The 15188-nt window shown below is 31.5% G+C and carries 15 protein-coding genes; 2 read left to right on the top strand and 13 right to left on the bottom strand.

Features of this window, described 5'->3' with window-relative positions:
* Position 1: 1 nt before the first annotated feature.
* The 6 genes from B5X47_RS10540 to B5X47_RS10565 all read right to left on the bottom strand — a co-directional run bounded on the left by B5X47_RS10540 (position 2) and on the right by B5X47_RS10565 (position 6801).
* Positions 2–1117, bottom strand: coding sequence for an ABC transporter ATP-binding protein (locus B5X47_RS10540; protein WP_013361429.1), 1116 nt, complete (start codon positions 1115–1117; stop codon positions 2–4).
* A gap of 9 nt (positions 1118–1126) precedes the next feature.
* Positions 1127–2623, bottom strand: a complete 1497-nt coding sequence (gene malQ / locus B5X47_RS10545; protein ID WP_013361428.1) for a 4-alpha-glucanotransferase — start codon at positions 2621–2623, stop codon at positions 1127–1129.
* 35 nt (positions 2624–2658) lie between these two features.
* A complete protein-coding gene (locus B5X47_RS10550; RefSeq protein ID WP_079590107.1) occupies positions 2659–3663 on the bottom strand; it encodes a LacI family DNA-binding transcriptional regulator in 1005 nt (334 codons plus the stop codon).
* Positions 3664–3678: 15 nt separating this feature from the next.
* Positions 3679–4515 (bottom strand): carbohydrate ABC transporter permease, encoded by an 837-nt coding sequence (locus B5X47_RS10555; protein WP_013361426.1) that lies wholly within the window; start codon positions 4513–4515, stop codon positions 3679–3681.
* Position 4516: 1 nt separating this feature from the next.
* Complete coding sequence (locus B5X47_RS10560; protein WP_079590108.1) at positions 4517–5362, bottom strand: carbohydrate ABC transporter permease; 846 nt, start codon at positions 5360–5362, stop codon at positions 4517–4519.
* 86 nt (positions 5363–5448) lie between these two features.
* On the bottom strand, positions 5449–6801 hold the full coding sequence (locus B5X47_RS10565) for an ABC transporter substrate-binding protein (protein WP_079590109.1): 1353 nt from the start codon (positions 6799–6801) through the stop codon (positions 5449–5451).
* A 277-nt stretch (positions 6802–7078) separates the two neighbouring features.
* On the opposite strand from B5X47_RS10565, the gene B5X47_RS10570 reads away from it, so the two are divergent.
* Positions 7079–7477 carry a hypothetical protein gene (locus tag B5X47_RS10570; RefSeq protein ID WP_079590110.1) on the top strand — a complete coding sequence of 133 codons (399 nt, stop codon included), beginning with the start codon at positions 7079–7081 and terminating at the stop codon, positions 7475–7477.
* A gap of 8 nt (positions 7478–7485) precedes the next feature.
* On the opposite strand, the gene B5X47_RS10575 is transcribed toward B5X47_RS10570, so the two are convergent.
* Both B5X47_RS10575 and B5X47_RS10580 read right to left on the bottom strand, forming a co-directional pair.
* Entirely contained in the window at positions 7486–8772 is a 1287-nt protein-coding gene (locus B5X47_RS10575) for an alkaline phosphatase family protein (protein WP_079590111.1), read from the bottom strand.
* An 11-nt stretch (positions 8773–8783) separates the two neighbouring features.
* Complete coding sequence (locus B5X47_RS10580) at positions 8784–10028, bottom strand: MFS transporter (protein WP_079590112.1); 1245 nt, start codon at positions 10026–10028, stop codon at positions 8784–8786.
* Positions 10029–10257: 229 nt separating this feature from the next.
* Between B5X47_RS10580 and B5X47_RS13820 the strand changes: the two genes are divergently transcribed.
* A complete protein-coding gene (locus B5X47_RS13820) occupies positions 10258–10419 on the top strand; it encodes a hypothetical protein (RefSeq protein ID WP_013361420.1) in 162 nt (53 codons plus the stop codon).
* 71 nt (positions 10420–10490) lie between these two features.
* Here the strand turns inward: B5X47_RS13820 and frlD are convergent, their stop codons facing one another.
* The 5 genes from frlD to B5X47_RS10605 all read right to left on the bottom strand — a co-directional run bounded on the left by frlD (position 10491) and on the right by B5X47_RS10605 (position 15183).
* A complete protein-coding gene (frlD, locus tag B5X47_RS10585; protein WP_079590113.1) occupies positions 10491–11288 on the bottom strand; it encodes a fructoselysine 6-kinase in 798 nt (265 codons plus the stop codon).
* Between the two features lie 115 nt (positions 11289–11403).
* Entirely contained in the window at positions 11404–12399 is a 996-nt protein-coding gene (locus B5X47_RS10590) for an SIS domain-containing protein (protein WP_013361418.1), read from the bottom strand.
* Positions 12400–12424: 25 nt separating this feature from the next.
* The gene (locus B5X47_RS10595) at positions 12425–13489 is read right to left on the bottom strand and encodes a polyamine ABC transporter substrate-binding protein (RefSeq protein ID WP_079590114.1); all 1065 of its coding nucleotides are present in this window, start codon (positions 13487–13489) and stop codon (positions 12425–12427) included.
* On the bottom strand, positions 13486–14313 hold the full coding sequence (locus tag B5X47_RS10600; protein WP_079590115.1) for an ABC transporter permease: 828 nt from the start codon (positions 14311–14313) through the stop codon (positions 13486–13488). The genes B5X47_RS10595 and B5X47_RS10600 overlap by 4 nt, the downstream gene beginning before the upstream one ends.
* Positions 14314–15183: an ABC transporter permease gene (locus B5X47_RS10605; RefSeq protein WP_013361415.1), complete on the bottom strand. Its 870-nt coding sequence runs from the start codon at positions 15181–15183 to the stop codon at positions 14314–14316.
* Between the last annotated feature and the right edge of the window lie 5 nt (positions 15184–15188).

Raw genomic sequence — 15188 nt, forward strand, 5'->3', positions numbered from 1 at the left:
TTTACCTCACAGCAATTGCGTTCTCAGTTTCAATATCAAAAAGATGAACATTTGTAGTATTAATTCCTAGGCTTACAACATCACCAATTTTTGCATTTGTTCTTGGAGGAATTTTGGCGATTGCTTTTTCATTATTTATATCAAGATATAAATAAACTTCGGAGCCCATAGGTTCGCTTAACTCGACTAAAGCATTAACAAAGCTTAAGGTTTCTTTAGCTTGAGTACTTTGCTCATCGTGTAATTCTTCAGGTCTAATGCCCATTAAAACCTCTTTGCCATCATAATTGCTCAAGTTCTTTGACTTATCAGTGCTCCAATTAATTGGTATCTTATAATCTCCCAATCTAGCTATAAAATTCTCATTATTCTTTTCAATCTTAACCTTAAAAAAATTCATTTGTGGAGATCCTATAAAACCTGCTACAAATAAATTTACAGGATAATCATATAAATTTTGTGGAGTATCAACTTGTTGAACTAAACCATCCTTCATGACTACGATTCTATCTCCCATTGTCATAGCCTCAGTCTGGTCATGAGTTACGTATATAAAAGTAGTTCCAAGTCTTTTGTGAAGTTTGCTTATCTCGCTTCTCATAGCTGTACGTAGTTTTGCATCGAGATTAGAAAGTGGCTCGTCAAGAAGAAAAACTTTAGGATTTCTAACCATAGCTCTTCCTAGTGCTACTCTTTGTCTTTGACCACCAGATAAAGCCTTTGGTTTTCTTTCTAATAAATGTTCTATATCTAGAATCTTTGCTGCCTCGCGTACTCTTTTATCAATTTCGCTTTTATCAACTTTCTGTAAAGTTAAAGAAAATGCCATATTTTTATATACACTCATGTGAGGATAAAGAGCATAGCTTTGAAATACCATAGCAATATCTCTATCTTTTGGAGGAACATTATTTACTAATTTATCTCCAATATAAAGTTCGCCTTTTGATATATCCTCTAGACCTGCAATCATCCTAAGAGTAGTTGATTTACCACAACCAGATGGTCCAACTAGAATTATAAACTCTTTATCTTGAATTTCCAGATTAAAATCCTTTACAGCTGTAACATCTCCTGGATAAATCTTATGGATGTTTTTTAGGGTTATATTAGCCATAATTTTCTCCTATCTTTTTGTTATCTTAATTAAATTTTCTATTTTGTGTATTAAATCATCACTGATTTGATTTGGTAATAATCTCCAGCACCAGTTTCCACCAATGGTTGATGGAACATTCATTCTGGCAGAATTATCAAGCTCTAGATAGTCTTGTATTTGGAATATCACGGTATTTGCTTTTGATTTAAACCCAGATTCAATAACTTTCCACACAAAAAATCTATTCTGCTTAATATCAAGCATTTTTCTAGCTTTAGCTCTGGATTTAGAATCTAGATTTTGAAAATATCCTCTAAGAGTTTCATTATCGTGAGTGCCACCGTAAACAACAGAGTTCGAAGGACAATGCTTAGCTAGATTCTCGTTTCTAGCATCTGAATCAAATCCAAATTGTAAGAGCCTCATACCTGGATAACCACTATCTTTTAAAAGCTGCTTAACCTTCTGGGTAACAACCCCTAGGTCTTCAGCAATGATTTTTGAACTTCCAATTTCTTCATTAATAGAATTAATTAAATCATGACCTGGGCCATCTTTCCAAAAACCATTCATAGCAGTTTCTTCACCATATTTTATAGAATAATAATGAACTATTCCAATGAAGTGGTCTATCCTTATGATGTCGTATAAAAGAGCTGAATATTTCATTCTTTTACGCCACCAGCTAAAGTTATCGGCTTTCATATAATCCCAATCATAAAGTGGATTTCCCCAAAGCTGGCCAGTTGATGAAAACATATCTGGTGGAACTCCAGCTACCATAGTTGGTTTTTTGCTCTCATCCATTTGAAACTCTTTTAAATTTGCCCAAACATCGGAACTGTCAAGAGCAACATAAATTGGTATATCGCCGATTATAGTTATATTCTTATTATGTGCATATTTCTTTAATTGATTTAGCTGAACAATGAACTTGAATTGTAGGAATTTCCAAAACATTATATCATCTGATAATTTTATTCTATAGTTTTCCAAAGCATCCTTATCTCTGTTTCTTATATCCTCTGGCCATTTAAGCCATTCTACACCTTTGAATAAATCTTTTATAGCCATATAGTCACTATAATCATCTAACCAAAAGCTATTAGCATCACAAAATTCAATAAAGGATTCATCAGATGTATTGAAATTTTTAAAGGCAACTCTTAAAACACTGTATCTATTCTCATATATCTTTCCATAATCGATTAGGTTTGGGTTATCTCCCCAATTTATTTTTTCGATATCCCTAATATCTAAAAGATTTTCTTCAATCAAGAAATCAAAATCTATAAAATATGGATTTCCAGCAAATGCAGAGAAACTTTGATATGGACTATCACCATAACCTGTAGGTCCAATAGGAAGTACCTGCCAATATTTTTGGCCAGATTTATGTAGAAAGTCAACAAAGTCATATGCGGCCTTACCAAATGTTCCTATTCCATAGTTAGACGGCAGACTTGCAACTGGAAGCAAAGTACCTGCGCCTCTTTCAAAAGGTTCTTGTATTTTATTTATCATGTATTTCAATTCCTTATCTTAATATATTATTTTAATTAAATCCGAATTACACTTTCACCTTCCATAAGTTTGAACGGAAGAACTTTATGAATAGGATCTAGATTTTTTTCAATTTGAGAAGTTATTATTTTAACTGCATTTAATGCTATTTGATCCTGTAACTGAAGTATAGTCGTTAATTTTGGATTGTAATAATTAACAAGCTCTATTCCATCATACCCAATTACTGAAATGTCGCTTGGAATAGAAATTTTTGAATCTGTCATTGCTCTCATTGCTCCTATTGCCATAACGTCACTCATTGCGAAAATAGCAGTTATTCCAAGTTTTTTGTTAATAAGTCTTTGGCAAGCTTTATAAGAGCTTTCAAAAGAATATCGAGCTGGTTCAAAATGTGATGAAATATCAAAGTTGATTTTATGTTTATATAATGTTTTTATAATACTTTTTAAGCGTACCTCACTAATATTAGAAGAATCAGCATTTCCACCTATGATTCCAATATTTGTATGGCCTTTTTCAATTAAATATTCAATAGCGAACTCAACGGCTTTTTTGTCATTCGTGGTAACGCTTGATAAGTTGCTAAAATTCAATTGACTAGCTGAGTTTGTAACTAAAATAGATGGAATATCAATTTTTGAAAAATGATCTTGAAAATTTTTCAGATTCCCACCTAAGAACATTATCCCTTGAGGTTTTTTTTCGTTACAGAATATTCTAGCTTGCTGAACCTCATTTTCATCCTCATCCAAATAATTCACTATAGTGATATAACCAGAATCTTCAATAAGAGGTTGAATTTTTTCTAAAATAGAATGGAAAAGAAAATTGAATGTTCCTTTAACAAATATTCCAATTGTATTAGTGTTTTGTTGCTTTAAATGCTTGGCATTACTGTTGGGCACAAATTTTCTTTTTTCAATTATATCTAAAACCTTTAATTTAGTTTTTTCACTGACATCAGGATGATTGTTCAAAACTCTTGAAACAGTGCTAACAGCCACACCTGCTTCTTTTGCTATATCTTTTATAGTCACCACTATAATCACCTACTATCCTTTAACTGCTCCAGAAATTACTCCCTTTATTATATACTTTTGCGCTGATAAATAGAAAACTACTATAGGAATAATAGCAAGGATTAACATTGCCATAAGTGATCCCATATCTCTTGAACCATATCCTCCTTGTAAATACTGAATTGCAACAGGAAGAGTTCTATACTTGTTTCCTATAACTAAATAAGGAAGCAAATAGTCATTCCAAATCCACATAGTATTTAATATTGATACTGTAATTGCTGTAGGTTTTAAAATAGGAAAAACTACCAAAAAAAAAGTTTGAATTGGATTACAGCCATCTATCATAGCCGCCTCTTCAATTTCTAAAGGTATACTTTTAATAAATCCAGCAAACATAAAAACCGAAAGACCTGCACCAAATCCTAAATAAATGAGTATCATTCCAACTGGATTATCAAGTCTTAAAACATTAACCGTTTTAGACATGGTAAACATAACCATTTGAAAAGGTACTATCATACTAAAAGCAAAAAGATAATACATAAGTGATGTTATTTTACTTTTCACCCTTGTGATGTACCATGCAGTCATTGATGTACAAATAGTAATCAGCAAAACAGAGCCGACTGTAATGAAAAGGGAATACCCAAATGCTGAAAAAAAGTTTATTTTTTCTATACCATTTAGATAATTTGTAAATCCAACAAAAGTTTGCTCGGTCGGGAAAGAAAATGGAGCATCAGATATAAAAAATTGTCCTTTAAAGGAATTCATTAATACAATGAAAATTGGAACTAAAAATGTAATTGCTAAAATCGTCATAAAGAAAAATAATACATTATTGCTCTTTTTTTGATTTTCAACCATCTTAACTCTCCACTTCCTTTCTTCTTGTGATATAAAGCTGAACAAAAGCTATCAATGCGACCATAATAAAAAATACAACGGCTTTTGCTTGTCCTACTCCCTCGAAACCTATTCTGCCATAGAAAGTATTGTAAATATCTAGTGCAAGCATAGCAGTTTGCTTTGCAGGTGCTCCACCAGTAAGTGCAAAGTTTTGGTCAAATAATTTGAAGGAATTTGTGAGTGTTAAAAAGGTACAAATTGTAATTGATGGCATTACCATAGGAATAGTTACATTCATAAGAGTCTGAAATGAATTTGCACCATCGATTTGGGCGGCTTCCTTAAGGTCAGAAGAAATATTTTGAATTCCTGCAATATATATAATCATCATATATCCTGCAAGTTGCCAATTCATAAGAACTACTAGCCCCCAAAATCCATATTTAGAACTAAAGGTTATATCCACTCCAAAGTTTAAAAGCACGCCATTGATGATTATTTGCCATATATAGCCAAGAACTATTCCACCTATAAGGTTAGGCATAAAAAAAACAGTTCTAAAAATATTTGTCCCTTTTAATCCTCTAGTTAGAAGAAGAGCAAATATAAAAGCTATTAAATTTATAGAAATAACTGAGACTACAGTAAATTTTAATGTAAACCAAAGTGCATTTAGAAAATCAGGGTTTCCAACAAATGCCTTTTTATAATTTTCAAACCCAACCCAAGTACTATTAGTTACAGTAGTAAATTCTGTAAATGAAAGATAAATTCCTAAAAAAAATGGTATTAAAAATGAAATTGCAAATGCAATTAAGGTTGGAAGTGCAAATATAACAAAATATTTTTTTAGTGCCCTTTCCATATTTTCTCCTTTATAGTTTAAATTTGTGTAAAAAAAGCCCCTGAGCATAAAACAGGCAGGGGCTAAAGTGAATAATAGTATTGAAATTAGTTACTGCTTTCAGTTTTCCAATCTGCAACAACTTTTGTTACTAAATCATCCCAAGACATACTTCCTTGAGCATACTGTAGTAATGAAGCTCCGAAATTATCTTTAAAAGTCTGGTTAGGGAAAACTGTAAAGTTCCAAGCTACAGAAGTAGTGCCTTCTTTTTCCATCCACTTAATTACTTCTTTTGCAAGTGGATCAGATGGTTTTTCTGCATCTGTAAATGTATCAAATGGAGCAATAAAATTTAATTCTTCAACTACAAATTTTTTACCTGTCTCACTAGAGAATAACCAGTAAATAAAATCTGCTGCTAGCTTTTGATCTTCTTCAGAAGCTTTAGCGTTAATTGCATAGAAGTTTTCAGTTCCTGTGCATAGTCCTTGATTTTCTTCACCTTCCATACCAGTGTATATAGGCATGAACTTAATATCTTCTGGCTTGACAACGTTTCCTGCTACTTCATTGATTTGTGACCACGCCCAGTTACCATTTTGAACAAATACACATTGACCAAGTGCAAATTCAGCCATAGAATCAGCAACTTGCTTGCTTCCTAATAGCTTTGGTTCTGTAACAGAATTGTTTATATATAAATCAAAAATATTTTTATAGTTTTCAGCATACTCAAATTTAATTTCCTTTGTAGCATCACTTGCTAAATCAATATTATTATTTTTGAATTCATAATAAACTGGTACGTTAGCTAAGTGTGTTTGCCATCTCCAGTCTTCACCTGGTTTTAGAGATGTGCTTGCAAAAGCTCCTTTAATTCCTAGTTCATCTTTTTTAGCTGTTATATCTTCAACAACAGCTTTTAATGTTTCAAAATTATTAATTTCATCAACAGAAGCTATTTTAGCTCCAGGTAGAGCAATATATTTGTTTATTAAAGCGTTGTTGTATATGATTCCGTATCCTTCAACTACATAAGGAATACCATATACTCCATCACCATCAGTTACTGCTAAGCTTTTGTCAGTAAGATGACTGTATAATTCAGTATTACTTAAGTCAGCTGTATATTCTTTCCAGCTTGCGTAGCCTTTTGGCCCGTTAATTTGGAATAATGTAGGAGCATCAGCTTTTGCCATTTCTGATTTTAAAGTTTGCTCGTAAGTTCCTGATGCGGCAGTAACAACATTAAGTTTAACTCCAGTTTCTGCTTCATATGCTTCAGCGATTTTTTCATATACTGGAGCAATTTCAGGCTTGAAATTTAGATAATATATTGAGCCGGTACCCTTGCCTTCTCCGGAATCTGCTGATTCAGCAGGTTCATTTGTGGAACCACAAGCTGCTAGAGAAAATGTCATAGCTGTCAATAATAAAACGGATAATAATTTTTTCATACTTTTCCCTCCTGTATGTTTTTTACAACAGGAATCGTTTCTGGAAACGTTTCCTGATATGTATATGTACATTTTACTACTATTAATTTTTTAAAGTCAAGAGATATTTTTTTATTCTAAGTATTCAAAAAATATTAAGCTTTGAAAACGTTCTCATTCCAATAATTACCCAATTTATTATTTTAAAACCAAAAAAGAGACCATCCAATATTTAATAAGGAATAGTCTCAAAAATAATATATAATCTAATATATAAATTACGAAAGGAGTAAACTTAATGAAACCTAAAGTTAATAAAAAAATATTAATTATATCAAGTGCATTTATGCTATTAATTTCTTTGCCGATGATGTTATTTACTTTTAATATGGTGTACTCAGCATCTCCTTATGATAAATCAGGAGAAAGTTTACAATCTATAGGATTACTTATAGGAGCAGGAATCTACATTTTCTCGATGCTCGTAGCAATTGCAGGATTATCCTTTGCAAATAAACCTTATAAATATAATTGGTGTAGAAATTTAGGTTTAATTCTAATGTTAATCACCTTACTTGATGCAATTCTTTTAAGGGCTTATTTTATAATTACTATGCTACCATTATTAATACTCAATATAATATATATAACGGGAACAAGAAATAATGCTGAAATAGATTCTAATAGAAATTTATAAAGCAATACTTATATTTCTATAGGTTTTCCATCGCAATTAGGAAAGCTAATTCCTAGCAATCTAGCTATAGTTGGTGCTACATCAACCATAGCTGGATTTTTTAAGGAAGTATTATTTTTAATCATTTCCCCTGATATTAACAAGTTGCATTTATAATTATCTTTATTTTCTCTATAGCCATGAGTAGAATATTTTTTTCTTTGTGACTCTAAGTCTTCTATAGTTGTATTAGATATTGATTCATCAAAGCAATATCCTCGTTTTGCTTCAACCATATATTTAATGCTTTTATGAATATGAAGCTTATCTAAGTCAGTTCTATCGTATAAATCTTCAATACCGTATTTTCCAGCTGATAAAATCTCTTTTATTTTATTTAAAGCAAGCCGTTCTGCTTCTTGATCATCTTTTTTGATATAGAGATAAGCTGAGCCTCCGTTGCATTGAAAATATGCTCTCCATTTCATGGTTTTCGCATCCTCATAGATTAGACCAATTTCTTTCAATATATTGTTTAGATGTACTTTATATTGAATATCAATATGGCCATGGTCGCCAATAACGATAAAAGCGGTGTCTTTTTTAATTCCAGCTTCATCTACTGCTTTTATAATGCTCCCTAACCTTTTATCCATACGTAGCATTGCATTATTAACTTCGGTTCCTTTTGTACCGAAGTTATGCTTAGTATCATCTAAATCGATAAGGTGAAGTAAAAGTAGATTAGGTTTTTTTGATTTTATTGTATCGACTGCACACAAAGTCGAAAAATCATCTAAATTTGGCTGATTTACTCCATCCAAAACTTTCCCATACTTTAGGCTGAGTTTTGCACAGAAAAATGGGCTTCCATTTTTTAAAATTTTTAACGCTTGATTTTCACCTTTTATTGCAACTACTTCAGGTAAATTATAATCTATCTTAGCTTTGCCAGTTACAGGCCACAAAATTGCGGATGTAGTTAAATTTGCTTCTTTCACAGCATCATAGATAGTCGCAGCATTGATATCTTTTCTATACCAAAACCACTCCTGATTTTTTTCAGAGATAAAAGGCTGAAAAGGATTGTTATGTACAATTTCATGTCTATCAGGATATACTCCAGTTACTAATGTAGAATGTACTACATATGTTAAACTAGGATAAATGCTAATTAAATCATTTGAATAAACTCCTTTTGATATTAATAGTGATAAATTTGGAAGTGAACTGGCAAAATCCCAATTATCTTCAGAAAAAGCATCATAAGAAATTACAATAACATGCTTTGCTCGCTTAGAACTAAAATCTTCCATCTGAGCCCCTCCTATACGATATCTCTTACTATATGCTCTTTAGGTAAAGTTATAAAAACTAGCAAACCAATAATGAACAGAGGAATAATAGATAGAATACTATACCTAGCATTACCAGTAAGTGTAGTTGAAAATGCCATTACAGCAGGTCCTATTATTGCAGAAAATTTTCCAAAAATATTATAAAATCCAAAGAATTCATTGGAATTTTGCTTAGGGATAATTTTTGCGTAATAAGATCTACTTAGAGCTTGGATTCCACCTTGAGCAGAACCTATAAGTGCTCCAAGTACGAAAATATGCCATACAGACGTAATATAAAACGCTGAAATACAGGAAATAATATAAGTTATTATACCTATGATTATCATTAATCTAGCAGAATATTTTTTTGCTAGGTTTCCGTAAATTATAGCACATGGAAATGCTATAATTTGGATTACTAGTAAGATTCCAAGGAGAGTAAAGGTGTCGAGTGAATTACTTCCTAAGATAGATGTAGCATAAGGTACTACCATTTTAATGATTGTATCAACTCCATCTATGTAGAAAAAGTATGCTATTAAGAAAATAGCAACATTTTTGTATTTCTTGATATTGATAAATGTTGATTTAAGTCTGATAAAACTATTTTGAACTGGTCTTGGTTCTGGATTTATGAAATGAAGCTGATGTACGTTTTTTATAATGGGTAATGTTAGTAGTCCCCACCATAAAGAGGTAATTATAAAGCCTAGCTGATAACCAATTACTTTGTCCATTCCTAAGAAGTATATAAAACCAAGACTAATTCCAAAAGGTATAATACTAGCTATATAACCAAATGCATAGCCTCTTGTCGACACTTTATCCATACGTTCATCTAAAGTAACATCGACTAAAAACGAATCATAAAAAACATTTGCACCAGAAAATCCAATAGCAGACAAAACATAAAATAATATTAAAATCTGCCAGTTTCCATTCTCGGGAGATACAAATGCTAGAGAAGTTGTAGTGAGCAGACCCAATAATGCAAAGAAAATAAAAAATCGTTTCTTTGTATCCTTGTAATCGGCTATTGTCCCAAGTATAGGACTAAGAATAGCAATAATTATGCTTGCAATTGAATTGAAATAACCTAAATCCATACTGCTACTAACATTATCAAACATACCAAAAACTATAGGTAAAAGGGATGTAGTAACCGCCATAGAATAAGCAGAGTTACCACAATCATACAGTATCCATGATTTCTCTTGTATAGTTAGCTTCATCCCTAACCTCCTATAAAATATTAGCTTTATAATTTATATATATAGATTTAAACTAGTATATAATAATGAGTATTTTAAATAAAACATATACGATAATTAAAAGAAAGTAAGGATGGATATCATGAATATTATTATTACTGAAAAGGCAAAAAATATACTTATAAAATTATACTCTAATAAAATACATCGTATTATGCCTAAGGTTATGACTTGAGCAGGAATAACATATGTGTTAGTTCAGGATGAACAGCAAAATGATGATAGCTTATATGATATAGATGGTTTGTTTTTTATTATCAGTAAAGAAGATGAAAAATATGTCAAATATATAGAAATTGATTATATTGATGATTGGTCAGGTGCGGATTTTGTAATCACCGCGGGATTTTAATTGAAGGATACAAATTTTATATTATAATTATTATCCTATTATATATAATTAACACATTAATTTATGTTAAATCACCAAGCGCCTTTGTAACCTAAAGTAATACTACTGCTAAGCGCTCCGTTTTTCATGCAACCTTCTATAGACACGCCGTTTAGAAGACTCATAAGAAAACCAGCGATATAACTGTCTCCCGCTCCCATACTGTCTATAACTTTACAATCAAAGATCCCAAATTCGAAAAAATTGTTTCCATCATATGCAATGCTTCCTTTAGTTCCCCTTGTAAAGATGACTATTTTAGGACCAATTTTTTTAATATTTTTCATTGCATTCTTTATATCCTCATCTTTGCTAAAATCGTCAGAAAAAAAAGCATAATCAACCCATGGCAGTGCTATTCTAGATATTTGATGGTTGATTTTATCTGCAAAATCGAAAGCTATGGGTACGTTTTTTGCTTTAAGCTTATATAAATCTGATTCAATCATTCCCCATATACCTGACACAACTAAATCATGACTACATAAAAAGTCAATATCTTTGTTTGATAATTTGAAATCAGCCATTACTCCTTCGTCATAATCACCCAGTATTCTATCACCATTGTTTATTTCTACATGAGTAACAGCGGTATTTCCAGGAAGTACTTTTAAATGAGATATATCTACCCCTTTTTTTGAGAGAGAATCAACCATGAACCTTCCAAACTTATCATTACCAACAACACCTGTATAGGAAGAATTACCTTGCATTCTTTTTATATATACTGCAACATTAACTGGATTTCCTCCAGGAAAAAATTCTCCTGTATTATCATACAAATCAATACAGTTATCACCTACAGTAGCAATGTATATCTTTTTATTCATTTTAATCTCTACCTTTTTATATTTATTTTATTATATTTTATTTCTTAAATTTTCGAAAAAAACAGACTGCCTCAAGCTTGAGAAGCAGACTGTTATAAGTAAGAATTAGAAGTTATTAATAATCAAGTTGTCTGTAATATCTTCTAATTTCCATAGGATGACAGTTTAATTTTTCTAAATGGACATCTATTCTTGAAGTTATTACTCTCATCAGAAGATGAGATAGATGACCTCTAAATTTTTCACTAATCCCTTTTAATTCATAATCTTTTGTATCAATAATATTGTAATTAGCACAAATTCTTGGCAAAAAGTTCGCAACTCTTTCACTGAGTTTTCTTTGAGAGTCTTCGCCTATAAATACTGTAACTGCTGTATCTCTGTCTATTATTTCAAACATACCGTGAAAAAATTCTGCACTATGAATGGATTTTGTTCTTATCCAGTGCTGTTCTTCCCAATAGCACATTGCGTATGAATAAGTTGCCCCATACTGATTACCAGCACCTACAAAATAATGTATTTTATCATTCATATGCTTTTTAGCTATGAGTTCACCTAGCTCATCAGCTGATTTTTCCACTTGAACTAGGCATTGCGCCAGATGTTCATCGAGCTCATGATAGAGTTCATAATACTCATCAAATTCGCCAGCATTATACATAAATCTATCAGCAGTCATAAAAAATTTAAGCTGTTCATTTTTAGGATATGAAATCAGATAGTCAGACAATTTAGCAAGTTTAGTATCAGGATAATCAACAAACCCTATCACTTTTGCACCTGCATTCTTGGCTTTAATCACTCCATCAACCATTTCTGATGTGCTTCCAGTTACAGAAGATATAATTACAATGGTACCTTTACCAACTTTTTTATTACCTGTATGAATATACTCAGCAGCATTTTCAACAAAAAAGTTTAAGGCGGAATACTCTTTCATATGTACCTCAGCTTGTAAACAAGATGCATAGGTTCCGCCTATTCCTAGCCAGCATATATTCTTATATCCTTCATTACATATTTCATCAACTATTTTCTCAAGTTCTAATCTAATTGCCAAAGCTCCATTTACACTGTTTAACTCGTTTTTCTCGTCAAATTTTAGCATTATATTGTTCTCCTAATAAATTAAATTATTCTCCAACTTTTAATTTTTGATAATAATCATTATAAATTGTCATTGCTTCTCCAACATCTTTTTGGAAAAAAACGTTTTGCTTATAATCAAAATTTCTTGCAGGATCGTTCTTATAAGTATCAGAAGCCACCTCAACAGCTGCATCGTTAGGACATGAATACGGATATTCTATAAGGTTTTGTGCCATTACTTCAGGATTTGTAATATAGTTTAAAAACTTCTCAGCAAGATCCACATGCTTTGCCCCTTTTGGTATTACATAAAGATCAAATCCAAGTTGAACAGGATCATTATCAAAATCAGCTATAACAAGATTATTTTTATCCCCTAATTCAGCCATTGCCCATGAAGCGTTTCCATCATAAGTAAAAGCTACAGAGGCAGTACCATTTGTAAGATTTTGCTCAGCATTTCCATATGCTACAACGTTTTCATTATACTTTACTAGCCACTCATATGCCTCAGCAATTTCGTTTTCATTTGTAGAGTTTGGGTCGTATCCAAGAGCAACGAGAGCTATAGGGAACAGATTTCTAGCTCCATCGATAGTTGCAATTTGTCCTTTTAAGGCTGGATGGATTAAATCATTATAGCTTTTAATTTCGATTGGAGATGTATCTTTATTGTAAACAACATAAATATAATTCATAAGGTAAGGAACGCAATATTCTTTAGCTGTCCAGTAAGATTCGTTAATATTTGAAGCATTAGGGATATTATCAAAGTTAAGCTTTTCTACATACCCACCCTTTACGAGAGATTCCATATAAGCGTCACAAGTCATTATAAGGTCGTATTCTTGACCTCCACCTGCAGTTAATTTGGTTATTGCATCTGCATTGTCACTCATGTATGAGAGATTAATTTTTACATTATTGTCCTTTTCAAATTTTGAAATTAAATCATCTGATATATATTGCTGCCACATGTAAATATTTAATTCTTTGCTTGAAGCTGTTTGGTTATCCTCATTGTCTGAACTTGAAGTGCTGCTTTTACAACCTACAAACGCACTAGAAACTAAAATCACAGTCAAAAAAATTAAAAAAGCTTTTTTCATAGTATTCCCTCCACTTTTCTGCGTTTTTTTAACGCATTATTAATTTTATTATTCAAAATCATCGCTATTACAATGATAAGAATCATGATTGTGGTTAGTGCATTAATATCTGGAGTAACCCCTGATTTATTCATTGATAGAATTAGAACCGGGAGAGTTGAATTCTTAGCGCCTGAAAGCATATTGCTCATTACAACATCATCTATTGATAATGTGAAAGATAAAAACGCTGCACTCATGACTCCTGGAAAAATAGAAGGAAGAGTCACATTAATAAATGTTTGAATTCTACTAGCACCTAAATCCATCGATGCTTCTTCTAAACTATAATCATCTCCACTTATCCTGCCTTTTATGGTTACAACTGCATAGGGTATACAAAATGTACAATGACCAATAAGTATACTTCCCATACCAAGAGCAAATCCAACTTTCATGAATACAATAAGAAGAGCAACAGCCATAACTATTTCAGGAACTATTATAGGTATATAGAGCATGTTATTAATTGCTTTTCTCCCTTTAAATTCATATTTTCTTAATCCAAGTGCGCCAATTGTGCCAATGGTAACGGATATTAAAGTAGCCAAAACAGCAATTATTACTGAATACCATAAGCTTCCAATTACCGTAGAATTTGTAAAAAGCTTAGCGTACCATTGAGTAGTAAAACCATTCCAATAATAGTTATATCTTTGATTGTTAAAAGAAAAAATCATCATTACAAGAACTGGTATATATAGCACTGTATATATTGCTAAGGAGTAAATCATTCCTATTAAATTAGATAGGTTATTTTTTTTTCGAAGTTTAGAATTACTCACTTACAGCACCTCCATATCCTCAATCTTTGCAAATCTTGTATATATAAATATAAGAAGCCCTGTTATAACAATTAATAATACAGATAAAGCAGCACCAAGAGGCCAATTTCTTATTGCTCCGAATTGATTTTTTATTATATTTCCTATGTATAAAACTTTGCCGCCACCCAACATATCTGTAACTGTGTATATACCAAGTGATGGAATAAATACAAGAATGATTGATGATATTATTCCAGGAAAAGTAAGAGGAAGTGTTATTTTGATAAAAGTAGTTATTCTTGAGGCACCTAAATCAGCTGAAGCCTCTAAAAGAGATTTGCTTAACTTTTCAATTGAACTGTACATAGGAAGAACGGCAAATGGAAGCATGCTCGTTATAAGTCCAACCATTACTAATCCATCAGTGTAAATTAAGTTTAGAGGAGATTCAATAAAGCCTATATACTGTAGAAATTTATTTACAGGTCCGCTAGTTTGAAATAAAAGTAGCCAGCTATTTAATCTCATTAAGGAATTGGTCCAAAAAGGAATCATAATTAGCATAATAAGCTTTGATGCAATTTCCTTTGGTTGCTTTGCAATATAATATGCAAATGGATAACCGATTAATAAACATAATATAGTTGATATCGCTGCTGCTCGTATAGATTTAATAATAACTTTAAAATAAGTACTATCTAACAGAGTTTTATAGCTATCTAAAGAAAATTCATAAACAACTTCTCCAAAGACACCTCTAGACATAAAGCTTATATAAATTATATAAAGCATTGGCAAAGCTACAAATAAAATCATCCACAAAGATACTGGCCCAGCCATTGCTATCGCTGGAAGTGTTTTTCTAGTAAAGTTTGATTTTTGGTTCATAAACT

Origin of the sequence: Acetoanaerobium noterae (assembly GCF_900168025.1) — a bacterium.
GTDB classification, from domain to species: domain Bacteria; phylum Bacillota; class Clostridia; order Peptostreptococcales; family Filifactoraceae; genus Acetoanaerobium; species Acetoanaerobium noterae.

Coding starts and splice junctions, on each gene's coding strand:
- B5X47_RS10540 (WP_013361429.1), bottom strand. CDS start 1,117: ATGGCTAATATAACCCTAAAAAACATCCATAAGATTTATCCAGGAGAT.
- malQ (WP_013361428.1), bottom strand. CDS start 2,623: ATGATAAATAAAATACAAGAACCTTTTGAAAGAGGCGCAGGTACTTTG.
- B5X47_RS10555 (WP_013361426.1), bottom strand. CDS start 4,515: ATGGTTGAAAATCAAAAAAAGAGCAATAATGTATTATTTTTCTTTATG.
- B5X47_RS10560 (WP_079590108.1), bottom strand. CDS start 5,362: ATGGAAAGGGCACTAAAAAAATATTTTGTTATATTTGCACTTCCAACC.
- B5X47_RS10565 (WP_079590109.1), bottom strand. CDS start 6,801: ATGAAAAAATTATTATCCGTTTTATTATTGACAGCTATGACATTTTCT.
- B5X47_RS10570 (WP_079590110.1), top strand. CDS start 7,079: ATGAAACCTAAAGTTAATAAAAAAATATTAATTATATCAAGTGCATTT.
- B5X47_RS10575 (WP_079590111.1), bottom strand. CDS start 8,772: ATGGAAGATTTTAGTTCTAAGCGAGCAAAGCATGTTATTGTAATTTCT.
- B5X47_RS10580 (WP_079590112.1), bottom strand. CDS start 10,028: ATGAAGCTAACTATACAAGAGAAATCATGGATACTGTATGATTGTGGT.
- frlD (WP_079590113.1), bottom strand. CDS start 11,288: ATGAATAAAAAGATATACATTGCTACTGTAGGTGATAACTGTATTGAT.
- B5X47_RS10590 (WP_013361418.1), bottom strand. CDS start 12,399: ATGCTAAAATTTGACGAGAAAAACGAGTTAAACAGTGTAAATGGAGCT.
- B5X47_RS10595 (WP_079590114.1), bottom strand. CDS start 13,489: ATGAAAAAAGCTTTTTTAATTTTTTTGACTGTGATTTTAGTTTCTAGT.
- B5X47_RS10605 (WP_013361415.1), bottom strand. CDS start 15,183: ATGAACCAAAAATCAAACTTTACTAGAAAAACACTTCCAGCGATAGCA.